The organism is Nonomuraea turkmeniaca (assembly GCF_005889735.1).
Taxonomy (GTDB): Bacteria; Actinomycetota; Actinomycetes; order Streptosporangiales; family Streptosporangiaceae; genus Nonomuraea; species Nonomuraea turkmeniaca.
In genome coordinates this window covers 1-1,096 of sequence record NZ_VCKY01000552.1, presented here as the reverse complement: position 1 = coordinate 1,096, position 1,096 = coordinate 1, and the positions used below count along the sequence as shown (strand labels likewise).

2 protein-coding genes are annotated in these 1,096 nt (G+C 67.5%); both read left to right on the top strand.

What is annotated here, in order from left to right:
• Window positions 1–47: 47 nt before the first annotated feature.
• The gene (locus ETD86_RS54465; protein ID WP_138674401.1) at window positions 48–416 is read left to right on the top strand and encodes a transposase; all 369 of its coding nucleotides are present in this window, start codon (window positions 48–50) and stop codon (window positions 414–416) included.
• 5 nt (window positions 417–421) lie between these two features.
• Window positions 422–1,096 (top strand): IS3 family transposase (locus ETD86_RS54460; protein ID WP_170223820.1); only part of this gene is annotated, 675 nt, incomplete at its 3' end.

Genomic DNA, 1,096 nt, shown 5'->3' with positions numbered 1-1,096 from the left:
TGTGCATCCCCTCGTAGCGTGGAGACCGAACCGGGAAGGGTTTGGTCGTGGCAGCAGTCACGCGGCGGCGCTTTGATCCGGAGTTCCGGGCTGGGGCGCTGCGTATCGTCAAGGAGACCGGCAAGCCTGTAGCCCAGGTGGCGCGGGATCTGGGGATCAGCCCGTACACGCTGCACAATTGGGTGCAGATGGATCGGCTCGCCGAGCAGTACGACGGCGGAGGCAACGGGAGCGGAACGCTGAAGGAGTCCGAGCAGGAGGAACTGGCCCGGCTGCGGCGGGAGAAGGCCGAGCTGGCCAAGCAGCACGCCCGCGAGAAGGCGGCGTGGGAGAAGGAACGCGCCGAGTTGGAAGACGAGCGTGATCTGCTCAAGCGTTCCGTGGTCTTGTGGGTCAAAGAGGCGATGGGCCGATAGACGTGGTGGCCTTCATCAGCTCCCAGAAGACCGAGCACAACATCGACCACATCACCTCGTGCCGGGCGCTGGGCGTCTCGCAGTCCTGGTACTACAAGTGGAAGAACCGCATCGGCGACGACGCGCCGACCGCTCGCCAGCGTCGGCGGGCCGACCTGGATGCGGAGATCAGCCGCCTGTTCGAGGCCTCGGGCGGCACCTACGGCTCGCCGCGGATCACGCGTGACCTTCATGAGGCGGGCTGGCGGGTGTCGGAGAACACGGTCGCGGCGCGGATGGCCGAGCTCGGCCTGGTCGCACGGCGACGGCGCAAGCCGCGATCGTTGACCCGGCAGGGCAAGCGGCCGGCCGCGCCGGATCTGGTGCGGCGCAAATTCACCGCGGTCGCGCCGGATGTGTTGTGGTGCGGTGATGTGACGCAGATCGACACCGATGAGGGCAAGCTGTATCTGGCCACGGTGGAGGACCTGTTCTCGCGCCGGCTGCTCGGCTATGCCCTGTCCGAACACCATGATGCCGCGCTGACCTGCGCCTCGTTGCAGATGGCGGTGGCCACGCGTGGTGGGAATGTGGATGGGGTGATCTTCCATTCGGACCGCGGCTCGGAATACACCGCCGGCCGCTACCAGGAGCTATGCGGGCGCCTGGGCGTGGTCCAGTCGATGGGCCGGGTCGGCTGC